The 15821-nt window shown below is 73.9% G+C and carries 13 protein-coding genes; 6 read left to right on the plus strand and 7 right to left on the minus strand.

The window, feature by feature from the left end:
* Nucleotides 1-26: 26 nt before the first annotated feature.
* Complete coding sequence (locus tag AB0H57_RS01775) at nucleotides 27-1448, plus strand: GH1 family beta-glucosidase (RefSeq protein WP_357501551.1); 1422 nt, start codon at nucleotides 27-29, stop codon at nucleotides 1446-1448.
* Nucleotides 1449-1525: 77 nt separating this feature from the next.
* Nucleotides 1526-2572: a LacI family DNA-binding transcriptional regulator gene (locus AB0H57_RS01780; protein WP_357501553.1), complete on the plus strand. Its 1047-nt coding sequence runs from the start codon at nucleotides 1526-1528 to the stop codon at nucleotides 2570-2572.
* Between the two features lie 142 nt (nucleotides 2573-2714).
* Here the strand turns inward: AB0H57_RS01780 and AB0H57_RS01785 are convergent, their stop codons facing one another.
* Entirely contained in the window at nucleotides 2715-3926 is a 1212-nt protein-coding gene (locus AB0H57_RS01785; protein ID WP_357501555.1) for an acyl-CoA dehydrogenase family protein, read from the minus strand.
* Nucleotides 3926-5218, minus strand: a complete 1293-nt coding sequence (locus AB0H57_RS01790; protein ID WP_357501557.1) for a phosphotransferase family protein — start codon at nucleotides 5216-5218, stop codon at nucleotides 3926-3928. The genes AB0H57_RS01785 and AB0H57_RS01790 overlap by 1 nt, the downstream gene beginning before the upstream one ends.
* 149 nt (nucleotides 5219-5367) lie before the next feature.
* Here AB0H57_RS01790 and AB0H57_RS01795 point away from each other — a divergent pair, with 149 nt between their 5' ends.
* A complete protein-coding gene (locus tag AB0H57_RS01795; RefSeq protein WP_357501559.1) occupies nucleotides 5368-6066 on the plus strand; it encodes an amino acid-binding protein in 699 nt (232 codons plus the stop codon).
* A gap of 79 nt (nucleotides 6067-6145) precedes the next feature.
* Nucleotides 6146-7246, plus strand: coding sequence for a GNAT family N-acetyltransferase (locus tag AB0H57_RS01800; protein WP_357501561.1), 1101 nt, complete (start codon nucleotides 6146-6148; stop codon nucleotides 7244-7246).
* Nucleotides 7247-7442: 196 nt separating this feature from the next.
* On the opposite strand, the gene AB0H57_RS01805 is transcribed toward AB0H57_RS01800, so the two are convergent.
* Both AB0H57_RS01805 and AB0H57_RS01810 read right to left on the minus strand, forming a co-directional pair.
* Nucleotides 7443-9008 carry an aldehyde dehydrogenase family protein gene (locus AB0H57_RS01805; RefSeq protein ID WP_357501563.1) on the minus strand — a complete coding sequence of 522 codons (1566 nt, stop codon included), beginning with the start codon at nucleotides 9006-9008 and terminating at the stop codon, nucleotides 7443-7445.
* 277 nt (nucleotides 9009-9285) lie between these two features.
* Nucleotides 9286-10149 (minus strand): LPXTG cell wall anchor domain-containing protein, encoded by an 864-nt coding sequence (locus AB0H57_RS01810; RefSeq protein WP_357501565.1) that lies wholly within the window; start codon nucleotides 10147-10149, stop codon nucleotides 9286-9288.
* Between the two features lie 357 nt (nucleotides 10150-10506).
* Between AB0H57_RS01810 and AB0H57_RS01815 the strand changes: the two genes are divergently transcribed.
* Nucleotides 10507-13401, plus strand: a complete 2895-nt coding sequence (locus AB0H57_RS01815; protein WP_357501567.1) for a glycoside hydrolase family 9 protein — start codon at nucleotides 10507-10509, stop codon at nucleotides 13399-13401.
* Between the two features lie 85 nt (nucleotides 13402-13486).
* Nucleotides 13487-14002 carry a DUF488 domain-containing protein gene (locus tag AB0H57_RS01820; RefSeq protein WP_357501569.1) on the plus strand — a complete coding sequence of 172 codons (516 nt, stop codon included), beginning with the start codon at nucleotides 13487-13489 and terminating at the stop codon, nucleotides 14000-14002.
* A gap of 1 nt (nucleotide 14003) precedes the next feature.
* Here the strand turns inward: AB0H57_RS01820 and AB0H57_RS01825 are convergent, their stop codons facing one another.
* From AB0H57_RS01825 to bioB, 3 genes are all read right to left on the minus strand, one after another.
* Nucleotides 14004-14510 carry a GNAT family protein gene (locus tag AB0H57_RS01825; protein ID WP_357501717.1) on the minus strand — a complete coding sequence of 169 codons (507 nt, stop codon included), beginning with the start codon at nucleotides 14508-14510 and terminating at the stop codon, nucleotides 14004-14006.
* Between the two features lie 93 nt (nucleotides 14511-14603).
* Nucleotides 14604-14813, minus strand: a complete 210-nt coding sequence (locus AB0H57_RS01830; RefSeq protein WP_357501571.1) for a hypothetical protein — start codon at nucleotides 14811-14813, stop codon at nucleotides 14604-14606.
* 8 nt (nucleotides 14814-14821) lie between these two features.
* Nucleotides 14822-15817 carry a biotin synthase BioB gene (gene bioB, locus AB0H57_RS01835; RefSeq protein WP_357501573.1) on the minus strand — a complete coding sequence of 332 codons (996 nt, stop codon included), beginning with the start codon at nucleotides 15815-15817 and terminating at the stop codon, nucleotides 14822-14824.
* Nucleotides 15818-15821: the final 4 nt, after the last annotated feature.

Raw genomic sequence — 15821 nt, forward strand, 5'->3', positions numbered from 1 at the left:
CCGCAGTCGCGAGCAGAGGTGGATCAGTGAGTAACCCAGCCAGCCCACCGGGTGTCGGGCTCCTCGACGAGGGCTCGGCCGCCCTCACCTTCCCGCCCGGCTTCCTCTGGGGCGCGGCCACCGCCGCGTACCAGATCGAGGGAGCGGTCGCCGAGGACGGTCGGACCCCGTCGATCTGGGACACGTTCAGCCACACCCCGGGGCGGACGGTGGCCGGGCACACCGGCGACGTGGCCTGCGACCACTACCACCGGATGCCGGCCGACGTACGGCTGATGGCCGACCTGGGGTTGAAGTCCTACCGGTTCTCGGTCTCCTGGTCCCGGGTGCAGCCCGACGGCTCGGGCCCGGCGAACCAGCGCGGCCTGGACTTCTACCGGCGGCTGGTGGACGAGCTGCGGGCGTACGACATCGAGCCGTGGCTGACCCTCTACCACTGGGACCTGCCCCAGCCGCTGGAGGACGCCGGCGGCTGGCCGGCGCGGGACACCGCCGGCCGGTTCGCCGACTACGCCCAACTCGTCGGGGATGCCCTCGGCGACCGGGTGAACCACTTCACCACGCTGAACGAGCCGTGGTGCTCGGCGTTCCTCGGTTACGGCGCGGGGGTGCACGCGCCGGGCCGTACCGACGGGACGGACGCGGTGCGGGCGGGGCACCACCTGATGCTCGGCCACGGGCTCGCCGTGCGGGCGGTGCGGGCGTCCCGCCCGGGCGCGCAGCTCGGGGTGACGGTCAACCTCTACCCGGTCACCCCGGTCTCCGACTCGCCGGCCGACACCGACGCCGCCCGGCGGATCGACGGGCTGATGAACCGGTTCTTCCTGGACCCGATCCTGCGCGGGTCCTACCCCACGGACCTGCGGGCCGACCTGCGCGGGGTGACCGACTTCGGGCACGTCCGGGACGGCGACCTGGCGATCATCTCGACCCCGCTGGACCAGGTCGGGGTCAACTACTACACCCGGCACGTGGTGTCCGCCGGGACCGGCCCGGCGGAGCCCGGGCCGTCCTGCTGGCCGGGGAGCGAGGACGTCCGGTTCGTGAGCCGGGGCATCCCGGTCACCGACATGGACTGGGAGATCGACGCGCCGGGGCTGCTGGAGACCCTCCAGCGGGTGCACCGGGAGTACACCGACCTGCCGATCTACGTCACCGAGAACGGCGCGGCGTTCGTCGACGCGGTGGTGGACGGTCGGGTGGACGACGCGGACCGGTTGGCATACTTTGACGCGCACCTGCGTGCCGCGCACGCCGCGATCGATTCCGGGGTGCCGCTCAAGGGGTACTTCGCCTGGTCATTGCTGGACAATTTCGAGTGGGCGTGGGGGTACACGAAGCGGTTCGGGATGGTCCGGGTCGACTACGACGACCAGGCCCGGATCCCCAAGTCCAGCGCCCGGTGGTATGCCGAGGTGATCCGGCGTAACGGTCTGGCCGCACAATAGGCGGGAGACCAGTAACGGACGGCCCGGCACCAGCGCCGATCATGGTGCCGGGCAGTCCGACGTCGGAGGAGCAGACGATGACAACGCAGCGCACCCGGTCACTCGGGCGCCCGACCCTCGACGCGGTCGCCGCACGCGCCGGTGTCGGGCGAGGCACGGTATCCCGCGTGGTCAACGGCTCGCCCCAGGTGAGCCCGGAGGCCCGGGCCGCGGTGCAGCAGGCCATCGCCGAACTGGGGTACGTGCCCAACCGGGCGGCCCGGGCGCTGGTCACCCAGCGGACCGACTCGGTGGCGCTGGTGGTCTCGGAGTCCGGCGAGCGGGTCTTCACCGAGCCGTTCTTCGCCGGCATCGTCCGGGGCGTCAGCTCCGGGCTGCTGGACACCCCGATGCAGCTCTGGCTGGCCATGGTGCAGTCGCCGATCGAGCGGGAGCGGGTCGAGCACCACCTGACCAACCAGCACGTCGACGGGGTGCTGCTGCTGTCGCTGCACGACGCCGACCCGCTGCCCACCCTGCTGGAGGAGCGGGGGCTGCCCACGGTGCTGGGCGGCCGGCCGGCCCGGATGCTGCAACCCGGCGCGCAGCCGGCGTACTACGTCGACATGGACAACGTCGGCGGGGGCCGGCAGGCGGTGGAGCACCTCTTCGCGCAGGGCCGGCGGCGGATCGCCACCATCGCCGGGCCGCAGGACATGGGCGCCGGCCTGGCCCGGTTGTCCGGCTACCAGGAGGCGGTGCGGGCCGCCGGGCTCCCGGTGGATCCGGACCTGATCGCGTACGGGGACTTCAGCGAGGGCAGTGGCACGGCCTGCATGCGGCGGCTGCTGGAGCTGCGTCCGGACCTGGACGCCGTCTTCGCCGCCTCCGACCTGATGGCGTTCGGCGCGCTGCGGACCCTGCGTGAGCTGGGCCGCCGGGTGCCCGAGGACGTGGCCCTTGTCGGTTTCGACGACGCGCCGATCGCCCGTCAGTCCGAGCCGCCGCTGACCACGGTCTTCCAGCCGGTGGAGGAGATGGGCCGCCAGATGGCCCGACTCCTGGTGGCGAGAATCCGCGGCGAAGCCCTCCCCACCCCCCACATCCTCCTGGACACCAAACTCATCCACCGCACCTCCGCCTAACCCCCACCCCAACCCACCCGCGCCTCCCGCCCGCTCTCCTCGTTGATCAAGGGGTTTGGGTCAACGGCACCGGCGTGTCGTGACGCAAACTCCTTGATCAACCGCCTCCTCCGGGCGCGGGCGGGCGGGGGTGGGGTGGGGGTTAGGTTCGGGGGTGGAGTTCGCGTTTGGCCAGGGAGGATTTGTGGACCTCGTCGGGTCCGTCGGCGAGGCGGAGGGTGCGGGTCTGGGCCCAGAGGGCGGCTAGCGGGGTGTCCTGGCTGACGCCGGCGCCGCCGTGGACCTGGATCGCCTTGTCGATCACCCACTCGGCCATCGCCGGGGTGGCGATCTTGATGGCCTGGATCTCGGTGTGCGCGCCCTTGTTGCCCACGGTGTCCATCAGCCAGGCGGTCTTGAGCACCAGCAGCCGGGCCTGCTCGATGCGCACCCGGGACTCGGCGATCCACTCGCGGACCACGCCCTGCTCCGCGAGGGGCCGGCCGAACGCGACCCGCTCCAGCGCCCGCCCGCACATCAGCTCCAGGGCCCGCTCGGCCATCCCGACCAGCCGCATGCAGTGGTGGATCCGCCCCGGCCCGAGCCGCGCCTGGGCGATGGCGAACCCGGCGCCCTCGGCGCCCACCAGGTTCGCCGCCGGCACCCGTACGTCGGTGAAGTCGATCTCGGCGTGCCCGCCGTGCGCGCCGTCGGTGTAGCCGAAGACGGTCATGCCGCGGCGGACCGTGACGCCGGGGGTGTCCCGGGGGACCAGGATCATGCTCTGCTGGCGGTGCCGGTGGGCGCCCGGGTCGGTCTTGCCCATCACGATGAGGATCTGGCAGCGCGGGTCCATCGCCCCGGACGACCACCACTTGCGGCCGTTGACCACGTACGCGTCGCCGTCGCGCTCGATCCGGGTGGCGATGTTGGTGGCGTCGGAGGAGGCCACCTCCGGCTCGGTCATGCAGAAGGCGGAGCGGATCTCCCCGTCCAGCAGGGGCTTGAGCCAGCGGTCCCGCTGCGCCTCGGAGCCGAACTCGGCGAGCAGTTCCATGTTGCCGGTGTCCGGGGCGGCGCAGTTGCACGCCTCCGGGGCGAGGTGCGGGCTGCGCCCGGTCAGCTCGGCGAGCGGGGCGTACTGGAGGTTGGTGAGCCCGGCGCCGTAGCGCGGGTCGGGGAGGAAGAGGTTCCACAGCCCCCGGGCCCGCGCCTCGGCCTTCAGCTCGTCCAGCACCGGCGGCCGGGCCCACGGGTCCCCGGCGGCGGCGACCTGCGCGGCGTGCACCGGCTCGGCCGGGTACACGCACTCGGCGAGGAACGCCGCCAGCCGCTCGCGCAGCTCCTCGGTGCGGGCGTCGTACGCGAAGTCCATCATCGCTCCCTGACGGCGTGCAGGCCGTGCTCGACCAGCGGGTCGACCAGCTCGCCGATCCGGTCGAAGCCACCGCCGAGCGTCTGCCCGAGGGTGTGCCGGTAGTGGATGCCCTCGCAGATCACCGCGAGCTTGAAACAGCCGAGCGCCACGTGCCAGTGCAGCGGCCCGACGTCGACGTCGCTGCGGCCGGCGTACCGGTCGATCAGATCGGCCCCGGTGGGGAAGCCGGCGCGCGGGCCGAGGCCGTCCGCGACAGGGTTGCCCTCGGCGAGGTCGCTGTCGCCCAGCACGTCCCAGTACGTCAGCAGCAGTCCCAGGTCGGCCAGCGGGTCGCCGAGGGTGGCCATCTCCCAGTCCAGCACCGCCCGGACCGCCACCGGGTCGGTGGTGGTCAGCAGGTTGTCCAGCCGGAAGTCGCCGTGCACCACGCGCCCGGCGTCGGCCCGTTCCGGCACGCTGTCGGCGAGCGCGTCGCGCAGCTCCTCGACCCCGGGCAGCGCCCGACTGCGCGACTTCTCGAGCTGCCCGGCCCAGCGGCGCACCTGCCGACCGAGGTAGCCGTCGGGGCGGCCGAAGTCGGCCAGCCCCACCTCGGCCGGGTCGACCGTGTGCAGCGCGGCGAGCGTGTCCATCATCGCCATGGCCAGGTCGTGGCGCTGCCCGGCGGTGAGCGGGTCGGTCTGCACCCGGCTGCGCAGCACCCTGCCGTCGACCTTCGCCATCAGGTAGAACGGCGCCCCGATGATCGCGGGGTCGGCGCAGAGCAGCAGCGCCGCCGGCACCGGCACCGCGGTCGGCGCCAGCGCGGTGATCACCCGGTGTTCCCGGGCCATGTCGTGCGCGGTGGCCAGCACGTGCCCCAGCGGCGGGCGGCGCAGCACCAGCTCCCGGTCGCCGTCCCGCAGCAGGTAGGTCAGGTTGGACTTGCCGCCGGCGATCAGCGTTGCGGTCAGCGGACCACCGACCAGCTCCGGCCGGCGTTCGGCCAGGTAGGCCGCGAGCCGGTCCAGGTCGAGCCCCTTCGGTACGCCACCCCGCGTGGCGGGCGGCACGTCGGCGGGCTCCCCGGCCCGGCCCCCGCGCACGGCGGGCGGCGCGTCGACCTGCTCGGCGGCGGTGGCCGGGCCGCCGGGCGGTGCGCTGCCCTGCTCCTGGGCGGTGGCCGGACCGCCGGACGGCGCGTCGACCCGCTCCGGGGCGGTGCCGGAGGGCTGGTGTGGGGCGGCCGGGCGGGCCGGGGTGGCCGGCTGGTTTCCCGGCCGGAGCGCGTCGACGGCCGGATCGGTCATCCGATTAGTTGATGGCAGCTCAGCTTTGTTGTCAAGGTCGGATTTGACCGGCGGGTCACGGTGCCGCAACAGGGACGAAATGGGCGCGCGGCAGGCTGGGACCCAGCCTGCCGGCCGTCACGCGCCGGCCGCCGAGCGGAGGGACGCACATGTTGCTGCGAGTTCGGGTGACCCTGCCGGATCGACCCGGCACGCTCGGCCAGGTGGCCCGTACCCTCGGCGTGTCCGGCGCGGACATCGTCCAGGTGGTGGTCCTGGAACGGCTCGGCGGGCGCGCGGTGGACGACTTCACCGTGGTCTGGCCCGGGGCCGCCCGGGTGGAGCGGCTGATGGCCGGCCTCGCCGCCATCCCCGGCGTACGCGTCGACGGGGTGTGGCGGGCGATCGGCGCCCCGACCACCACCGGCCAGGACGCCGAGCTGCTGGCCCAGATCGCCGCGAACCCCGCCGACGGGGTGGCCACGCTGGTCGACGCGGTGCCCGGGCTGCTCGCCGCCGACTGGGCGGTGGCCGCGGTCGTACCCCTGGACTGGGCGTCCCGGGCCGGCGGCAGCGCGAGCGTCGCGCACGCGAGCTGGCGGGCGCCGCAGCCGCCGGTGCTGCCCGAGGTGACCCCGCTGCGGGCCCGCACGTTGACCGCCGGGGACGGCACCCACTACGCGCTCGCCCCGTTCGGCCGGGCCGGGCTGGTCCTGGTGGTGGCCCGGGAGCACGGCGAGCCGCTGACCGCCGCCGCGTTCCACTCGATCGAGGTCGACCGGCTCGCCCAGCTGGTCCGGGCCGGCGCGGTCATCCTCGGCGACCGGCTCGACCTGGTGGACGCCCCGCCGGTGACCAACGTCACCTGACCCGTCCCGCCGTTTCACCCGCGGGCAACGGGGGCGCAACAGGCCGCCGGCAGGGTCGGTGGTGAGGAAGGGAGCGGACATGACGCTGTGGCGGATCCGAGCCACCGTGGACGACCGGCCGGGTTACCTGTCGGTCCTCACGGCGAGTCTCGCGCTGCGTGGGGTGAACATCCTCACCGTGCAGGTGCACACGACCGAGGCGGGAGCCGTCGACGACTTTCTCGTCGACGCGCCCGACGCGCTCGGCGAGGCGGAGCTGGTCGCCGCCGTCGACCGGGGCCGGGGGCGGGACTGCTGGGTGGCGCGCAGCGAGGCGCGCGGGCTGGTCGACCAACCCACCCGGGTGCTGGCCCTGGCCACCCGGCTGGTCCGGGACCCCGACGCGACCGGGGCGGCGCTGCACGCCCTGCTCGGCGCGGACGACGTGAGCTGGCGGCCGACACCGGCCGGGGCGTCCGCCGGGGTGGGCGGGTCGACGATGCTGCTGGCCGACCCGGCTGGCGGGTCGTACCGGCTGGCCCGGCGGGAGCCGAGCTTCACCCCGGCCGAGTACGCCCGGGCGCAGGCGCTGGCCGAGCTGTCGGCCGCGGTGACCCGCCGGGACGCCGAGCGGGTGACCCTGGTGCTGCCCGACTCGGCCGAGGTGGTGGTCCGCCCCGCCACCCCGGACGACCTGCCGGGGCTGGTCGAGCTGCACGACGGGTGCTCGCCGCGCACGGTGCAGCGGCGCTACCTGAGCGGCGCGGCCCGGCCGTCGCCGGAACGGCTGCGCCGGCTGCTGGACCCGGCCCGGGGGCTCACCCTGCTCGCCACCGCCACCGCCACCGCCACCGCCACCGCCACCGCCACCGCCGGCGCGGCGGAGCGGGTGGTGGCGATGGCCAACCTGCTCGGCGAGGGCGACGAGGCGGAGGCCGCCCTGCTGGTCCGGGACGACTGGCAGCGGCGTGGGCTCGGCTCGGCGCTGCTGCGCCGGCTGCTCGGGCACGCCGACCGGGTCGGCATCGCCGCCGTGCTGCTGCACGTCCAGGCCGATAACACCCCGATGCTGCGCACCGTACGCCGGTTGGCGCGGCCGGCCCCGATCGAGCGGGACGGCTCGCTGCTCACCGTGACGGTCCCGCTGGCCGGCCCGGCGCGGGCGCCTCGGCCGGCGGACGCCGCGGCCCGGGCCGACTGAGACCCCGGTCCCGCCGTCCGGCGGGACCCACACCGACGCGGGGTGACAACGAGGTCACCGGCGACACCAGGGCCGACCTCCGGTGCGGGGGACGGTACGCCGGCAGGGCCCCCGGTGCGGGGGCCCTGTCCTTTGTCGCCGGCGGCCGCCCGGCCGAGCGCCGGCCGGACCTGGCCCGGGCCCGGCCGGCGCGGGCTCAGGTCGCCGGGTAGCTGCTGTAGTCGGGGAAGTTCCCGTACAGCCGGCCGTCGCCGCCCACGGTGACCGCCTGCACCAGCAGGTCCCCGCCGACGAACGCCCCCTTCCACGACGCGCCCCGGCCGCCGAACGGCTCGTCCCGGTCGCCGCGGGAGCGCGGCTTGTTGATGCCCACCTTGAACGCCTGGAGGTCGACCGCCAGCTTGCCGGCGAGGTCCTCGTCGTCGCAGGCGAGCGAGGCGACCAGCGCGCCGTTGGAGGCGTTCATCGCGGCGAGCAGTTCGTCGGTGGTGTCCACCACGACGATGGTGTCGACCGGGCCGAACGGCTCGGCGTGCATCAGCCGGGACCGGCCGGGCGGGGCGAGCAGGACCGCCGGCGCCACGTAGGCGGAGGTGTCCTGCCCGTCGAGGAAGGGCGCGCCGTCGAGCCGGCCCCGGTGCAGCGGGACGGCGCCGCCGCGGACCGCCTCGTCGACCTTGCGGCGCAGCTCGTCGGCCTTGGCGGCGCTGATCAGCGGGCCGAAGTCCAGTTCGGGCAGCGGGTCGCCGGCCGACCAGGTCCCGTCCACCGCGAGGGGATGCCCGAACCGGACCGAGCGGACGACCGGCAGGTACATGTCGAGGAACTGGTCGACCAGGTCGCGCTGCACCACGAACCGGGGGTACGCGGTGCACCGCTGCTTGCCGTACTCGAAGCCCTTCTTCAGGTGCGCGGCGAGCAGGTCCCACTGGGAGAAGTCCCAGATGCCCCAGGCGTTCAAGCCCTCCTGCTCGATGAAGTGCCGCTTGTCGGTGTCGAGCAGCGCGGCGGCCACCTTGCCGCCGTTGGACCGCCCGCCGACGAAGGCCACCGCGCCGACCTCCGGCGCCCGGACCAGCACCTCGGACAGTTCCTCCCCGCTGCCCGAGAGCAGGGTGGCGGGCAGCCCGGCGCGGTGCATCAGCGCGTGCGCCACGGTGAGGCAGACCGCGCCGCCTTGGGACGGCGTCTTGGCGATGACCGCGTTGCCGGCGAGCAGTTGCACCAGCTCGGCGTGGACCAGCACGCTCATCGGGTAGTTCCAGGAGGCGATGTTGCTGACCGGGCCGGGCAGCGGCTCGCGGCCGTCGGCGAGCATCCGGTCGATCTCGCCGACGTACCAGCGCACGCCGTCCAGCGCCCGGTCCACGTCGGCGCAGGCCAGCCGCCACGGCTTGCCGATCTCCCAGACCAGCAGCAGGGCGAGCAGGTCCCGGTGGGCGGTCAGCGCGTCGAGGGCGTCGTTGACCCGGGCCTTGCGGTCGGCCAGGTCGGTGGCCGCCCAGTCCCGGTGCGCGACGGCGGCGTGCGCCACGGCGGCCCGCGCGGTGTCGGCGTCCACCCGGGGCAGGTTGACCAGCACGGTGTTGTCGACCGGGGTACGGACCGGACTGGGCGTGCCGACCGCCCGCCACTGTCCGGATACCAGGTTGTGCAGCGTGCTGACGCCGTCGGGCCCGGTGCTGAAGGCCTCGGGCGTGGCGGCCATGGCGCGGGCGAGGGTGTCGGCCCAGGCGGTGCCGTCGGCGAGTCTGAGAGCCATCGCGATCTCCTCAGGGTTGACCAGGGAGCGGCGGCGTCGATGGCACCGCTGGTGTGGCGTACTGTCGCGCGTCGCCGATCGGGCGGGCAACCGTACGCTCGTATCCCAGGACGGCCGGTCCACCGGTTGGCGTGGCCGGTGCCGCGCCGGGCCTGCCTCGAGCTGCGGTTACCCGGGTCTATGATCGAAGATCACCGATTATGTGATCCACGCCCGCCAACGCGGAACCGGCCGCCGGACCAGGGGTCCGACGGCCGGTTGTGCAGTGGTGCGGGGATCAGCTGGTGAAGCGGACCTTGTCCCGGCGGCGACGCAGCGTCATCAGTACGACGCCGCCACCGATCAGGGCGAGGCCGGTGACCGCGATGCTGGTCGCGGCCACGCCGGTGAGCGGCAGCCCGCCGCCGTCACCGCCGCCGTCGCCGCCCCCGACCGACGAGCCGGGCGAGCCGGGGACGCCGCCGGTCGGCGACTCCGAGGGGGAGCCGGTCGGCGACTCGGACTCGGACGGCGACTCCGTAGCCGTGGCGGACTCGGACGGGTTCGGCGACTCGGACTCGGACGGCGACTCCGACGGCACCGGCGACTCGGACGGGTTCGGCGACTCGGACGGGTTCGGCGACTCCGACGGGTTCGGCGACTCCGACGCAGACGGGGACGCCGACGGGGACGGGGACGGCTTCGTGGTGCCGGCGCAGGTGTGGCTCAGGTTGAACCGCTCCGCCGTGCCGCTGATGACGGCGCTGCCGTCGACCAGGGTCCAGCCCGCCGGGGTGAACAGGTAGGCGTGGATGGTCTGCGGGTTCTTGCCGCCGGTGGAGTAGAGGTGGTCCGGGTACGCGTCGGTGGCGTCCGGAATCTTGACATCGACCTGGTCGGTGCCGTCGCTGAAGGTCAGCGAGAGCGTCTCGAAGCTGCTGGCGCCGCCCGGGAGGACGAAGTGCCAGCCGTCCTGGTCGGTGCCCCGGCCGGCGAACCGCTCGTCGTTGCACTCCTGGTTGAAGCCGGCCGCGGTCGAGCCCTTGTGCGCCGAGTGGAGCGGGACGGTGTTCGACGCCCAGGCCGGGGTGGCGAAGGCGAGGCAGGCCGTGGCGGCGACCGCGGTGAGGGCCGGGCGCGCGACGTGCCGACGCTGTGGCATAAGGAATCCTCCGAAACGGGAGCGGTGACGGCACATGATCGCACGGCGGTACCCGATCGGCGACATCGGACGTTCGGTCTGACCTGCGACAACATGACGGACCGAAGTTGACGCCGAAGCCGAACCCGGGCCGATTCCACGGCGTGTCGGCGTAACGCACAGAAGTCCGGCGGCGCTGCGGACCCGCAGCCGCCGCCTTCCCAAGGTGACGCCGAACCTATTACATTGTCGAACATCCATGGGAGCGCTCCCGCATCCCCGTGGCCACCCACCACCACCACCGCCGCCGCCGGTAGCTCGACCGCGACGTCGTTCCGGTCCGGGCTGCCGTGCGGCACCCACCCACAGGAGCTCGCCATGCCCCATCCGATTCCGCCGCCACCCGGCCGGGCCCGGGTCCGCCGCCTGGTCGCCGCCCTGGCGGTCGGTGCCCTCGCGGCCGTCGCCGTCCCCGGCGCGTCCGCCGGGGCCACCACCCGCGGCGCGGTCACCGCCGCCAGCGGGCAGGCCGCGGCCGCGCCGGCCTTCAACTACGCCGAGGCGCTGCAGAAGTCGCTGCTCTTCTACGAGGCGCAGCAGTCCGGGCGGAAACCCGCCTGGAACCGGGTCTCCTGGCGCGGCGACTCGGCGCTCACCGACGGCGCCGACGCCGGCCTCGACCTCACCGGCGGCTGGTACGACGCGGGCGACCACGTGAAGTTCGGCTTCCCGATGGCGTTCAGCGCGACCATGCTGGCCTGGGGCGCGATCGAGTACCGCGACGGCTACGCCGCCTCCGGCCAACTCCCGCACCTGCTGAACAACCTGCGCTTCGTCAACGACTACTTCGTCAGCGCGCACCCCGCGCCGAACGTCCTCTACGGACAGGTCGGCAAGGGCAACGACGACCACAAGTGGTGGGGGCCGGCCGAGGTGCTGCCGATGACGCGGCCCGCGTACAAGATCGATGCGAGCTGTGGCGGCGCGGACCTGGCGGGAGAGACGGCGGCCGCGATGGCGGCGTCGTCCATGGTGTTCCGCCCCACCGACGCCGCCTACGCCGACAAGCTGCTCGGCCACGCCAAGCAGCTCTACACGTTTGCCGACACGGTGCGCAAGAGCTACCACGAGTGCATCACCGACGCGACCAGCTTCTACAAGTCCTGGAGCGGCTACACCGACGAGCTGGTCTGGGGCGCCATCTGGCTCTACCGGGCCACCGGCGACGCCGCCTACCTGACCAAGGCGGAGACCGAGTACGACCGCCTGGGCACCGAGCCGCAGTCGACCACCCGTTCCTACAAGTGGACGATCGCCTGGGACAACAAGCAGTTCGGCGCGTACGTGCTGCTGGCCAACCTGACCGGCAAGCAGAAGTACGTCGACGACGCCAACCGGTGGCTGGACTACTGGACCGTCGGCGTCAACGGGCAGCGGGTGCCGTACTCGCCCGGCGGGATGGCGGTGCTCGACTCCTGGGGCGCGCTGCGCTACGCCGCCAACACCGCCTTCGCCGCGCTGGTCTACAGCGACAGGACCACCGACGCGACCCGCCGGACCCGCTACCACGACTTCGCCGTCCGGCAGATCAACTACGCGCTCGGCGACAACCCGCGCAACTCCAGCTACGTCATCGGGTTCGGCGCCAACTCGCCGAAGAACCCGCACCACCGCACCGCGCACGGCTCCTGGTGGGACAGCCAGACCGTACCCACCGAGACCCGGCACGTGCTCTACGGCGCGTTGGTCGGCGGGCCGTCCTCGGCCAACGACGCGTACACCGACAGCCGGTCGGACTACGTGATGAACGAGGTGGCCACCGACTACAACGCCGGCTTCACCTCCGCCCTGGCCCGGCTCACCAACGAGTACGGCGGCAGCCCGCTGGCCGGGTTCCCGGTGGCCGAGCGGCCGGACCTGGACGAGCTGACCGTGGAGACCACGGTGATGCAGGCCGAACCGCGGGCCACCGGGCTCAAGGCGATCATCTACAACAAGTCGGCCTTCCCGGCCCGCGCGCTGACCACCGGGAAGTTCCGCTACTACTTCCGCCCCGACGGCACCGGCCCGGTCACCGTCACCCCCGGCTACACCCAGGGCTGCCCGTCGCCGTCGACCGCCAAGCAGCTCAGCGGCGACATCTGGTACGTCGAGGTCGACTGCACCGGGTACACCATCGCCCCGGCCGGGCAGTCGCAGCACCGGATGGAGGTGCAGTTCAAGATCGGCGTACCGGAGGGCGGCACCTGGGACCCGACCAACGACCCGTCGTACCAGGCCACCGCCGGGCCGAACCGGAAGGTGCCGCTCTACTCCGGCGGCGTGCGGGTCTGGGGCGAGGAGCCGGGACCGGCCATCCCGGACACCACCGCGCCGACCACTCCCGGCACCCCGGTCGCCTCGGCGGTCACCGCCACCGGTCTCACCCTCACCTGGGCCGCCGCCACGGACAGCGGCGGCAGCGGCCTCGCCGGCTACGAGGTCACCCGGACCCAGGCCGGCGCCGACCCGGTGGTGCTGCCGGCCAGCACGAACAGCCTGGCGGTGACCGGGCTCGCGCCGCAGCGGACGTACCAGTTCACCGTGGTCGCCCGCGACGGTGCCGGCAACCGGTCGGCGGCCTCGCCCGCCGTCACGGTGACCACCCCGGCCGCCCCCGCGCCGGACACCACCGCGCCGACCCCGCCCGGCGCCCCCACCGCCTCGGCCGTCGGCCCGACCGGGCTCACCCTCGCCTGGGGGCCGGCCACCGACAACGTGGGGGTCACCGGCTACCGGGTCTACCGCTCCGGGAACGTCCTGGTCGGCTCCACCACCGGCACCACGCTCGCGGTGACCGGGCTGACCGCCGCCACCACGTACACCTTCACGGTGGTCGCGGTGGACGCGGCCGGCAACGTCTCCGCGGCCTCCGCGCCGGTCACCGTGACCACGACGGCCCCGCCGGCCGGCGGGAACTGCACCGTCGGGTACGTCAGCAGCGGCTGGGACACCGGGTTCACCGCGAACATCACGGTCACCAACACCGGCACGACGACGATCAACGGCTGGACCCTCGCCTTCACCTTCCCGAGCACCGGGCAGAAGGCCGGCGCGGGCTGGTCGGCGAACATCACCCAGACCGGCACCGCGGTGACCGCCTCCAACGTGGCCTACAACGGCACGATCGCCCCCGGGGCGTCGGTCAGCTTCGGCTTCAACGGCACCCACACCGGCACCAACCCCACCCCCACCACCTTCACCCTGAACGGAACCCCCTGCACCACCTCCTGACCCAGCCCGTGTGCAGATCTTGGCGAGTTGGCGTTCGGTACGAGCGCTGATTCGCCAAGATTCGGGGCACCCTGGGGAGGTGCTGGTGACGGTGGGGCATGGGGCGGCGGACCGCGAGCGGCTGGGGGAGGTGCTGGGTGGGGCGGGGGTCGCGCTGGTGGTGGACGTGCGGCGGTACCCGGCCAGCCGCACCAACCCGGACGTACGCCGAGAGGCGCTCGAACGCTGGCTGCCCGAACGGGGGATCGCCTACCGCTGGGAGCCCCGCCTCGGTGGCCGCCGGCACGTCCGCGCCGGGGAACCGGAGCCGGACACCTGGTGGACGGTGCCCGCGTTCCGGGCGTACGCCGCGTACACCCGGACCGCGGAGTTCGACGCGGCGCTGACGGAGGTGCTCGCCGACGCGGCGCACCGGACCACGGCGGTGATGTGCAGCGAGAGCGTGTGGTGGCGCTGCCACCGGCGGCTGATCGCGGACGTGGCGGTGCTCGGCCGGGGCGTACCGGTCGAGCACCTGATGCCTGACGGGCGGCGCACCCCGCACCGGCCGGCCGACGGTGCCCGCCGCCTCCCCGACGGCCACCTGATCTGGGACGGCTGAGTCAGTCCGCCAGCTCCTCGGCGAGCAGGTCCATCAGCAGGCCGTCGTGCCAGCGGCCGTCCGCCCCGCGCTCGTAGCGGCGCAGGATGCCCACCGGCCGGAACCCCACCTTCGCGTACGCCCGGATGGCCGCCGTGTTGGCCGCCGCCGGGTCGATGGTGAACCGATGGTGGCCGTGCTGGTCGATCAGGTGCCGGATCAGCGTGCGCACGGCGTCCCCGCCGAGGCCCCGGCCGCGTACCGCCGGGTCGAGGAAGAGGTCCAGGCTGGCGTGGCGGTAGTCCGGGTCGGGTTCGGCGTACCACTGGATCGCGCCGATGACCCGGCCGTCGAACTCCACGGCGTACACGGTCAGCTCGTCGTCGTCGAGGTCGGCCCGGACCGCGCCGGCCAGGTCGTCGCCGCCGCGCCACCAGCGGCGTACCTCCGGGTGGGTGCGGATGCGCGCCAGCGCCGGCACGTCCGCGTCGGTGGCCGGGCGCAGCGTGACGGCCCGGCCGGAGAGCACGAGCCTCGCGTTCGATGGTTCATCGACCAGCATGCCGTCACCGTACCGCCGCCCCGAGGCCGCCGTCGGAGAGACGACCGGGCGACGCTCCGGTCAGCCGCGGGTTTCGCCGTGCTCGACGCAGCGTGCGGCCCAGCCGACCGGCAGGACCTGCACCTTCATCCGACGGCGGCACTGGGCGCAGTAGCGCGGGGGCTCGAGCGCCCGGGCCGCCGCGCAGGCCGCGTGGTCGCCGGCCCCGGTGGCCGTACCGCAGCGGTCGCACCACGGCGCGGCCGGCGCGGTCGGGAAAGGCTCGGTCACGGCGGGCGTCACAGGGTGGCGGAGAGCGCCTTGACCGGCATCTTCAGGTCGTCGAGCAGCTTCAGGTCGTCGGTGGCCGACCGGCCCAGGGTGGTCAGATAGTTGCCGACGATGACCGCGTTGATCCCGCCGAGCAGGCCGTCCCGGGTGCCCAGGTCGCCGAGGGTGAGCTCGCGGCCACCGGCGTACCGGAGGATGGTGCGCGGCATGGCCAGCCGGAACGCGGCGATGGCCCGCAGCGCGTCCTTGCCCTCGACCACCGGGCGGTCGCCGAGCGGGGTCCCCGGGCGCGGGTTGAGGAAGTTCAGCGGGACCTCGTGCGGGTCCAGCTCGGCGAGCTGCGCGGCGAACTCGGCCCGCTGCTCGACGGTCTCGCCGAGGCCGAGGATGCCGCCGCAGCAGACCTCCATGCCGGACTCGCGGACCATCCGCAGGGTCTCCCAGCGCTCCTCCCAGGAGTGCGTGGTGACCACGTTCGGGAAGTAGGAGCGGCAGGTCTCCAGGTTGTGGTTGTAGCGGTGCACACCCATCTCGACCAGCTCGTCGACCTGCTCCTGGGTGAGCATGCCCAGCGACGCGGCGACCTGGATGTCGACCTCGGCCTTGATGGCGGCGACGCCCTCGCGCATCTGCTTCATCAGCCGGGCGTCCGGGCCGCGCACCGCGGCCACGATGCAGAACTCGGTCGCCCCGGTCGCGGCGGTCTGCTTCGCCGCCGCCACCAGGTTGGGGATGTCCAGCCAGACCGACCGCACCGGCGAGGTGAACAGGCCCGACTGGGAGCAGAAGTGGCAGTCCTCGGGGCAGCCGCCGGTCTTCAGCGACACGATGCCCTCGACCTCGACCTCCGGGCCGCACCAGCGCATCCGCACCTCGTGGGCGAGCTGGAGGGCGGCGGGCAGGTCCTCGTCGGGAAGGTTCAGCACGGCGAGGACGCCGGCCTCGTCGAGGCCGACTCCGTTCTCCAGCACCTGGGTGCGGGCGCGGTCGAGAATCTCTGGCATGGCC

Source organism: Micromonospora sp. NPDC050686, from assembly GCF_040654475.1.
In the GTDB taxonomy this organism is placed as follows: domain Bacteria; phylum Actinomycetota; class Actinomycetes; order Mycobacteriales; family Micromonosporaceae; genus Micromonospora.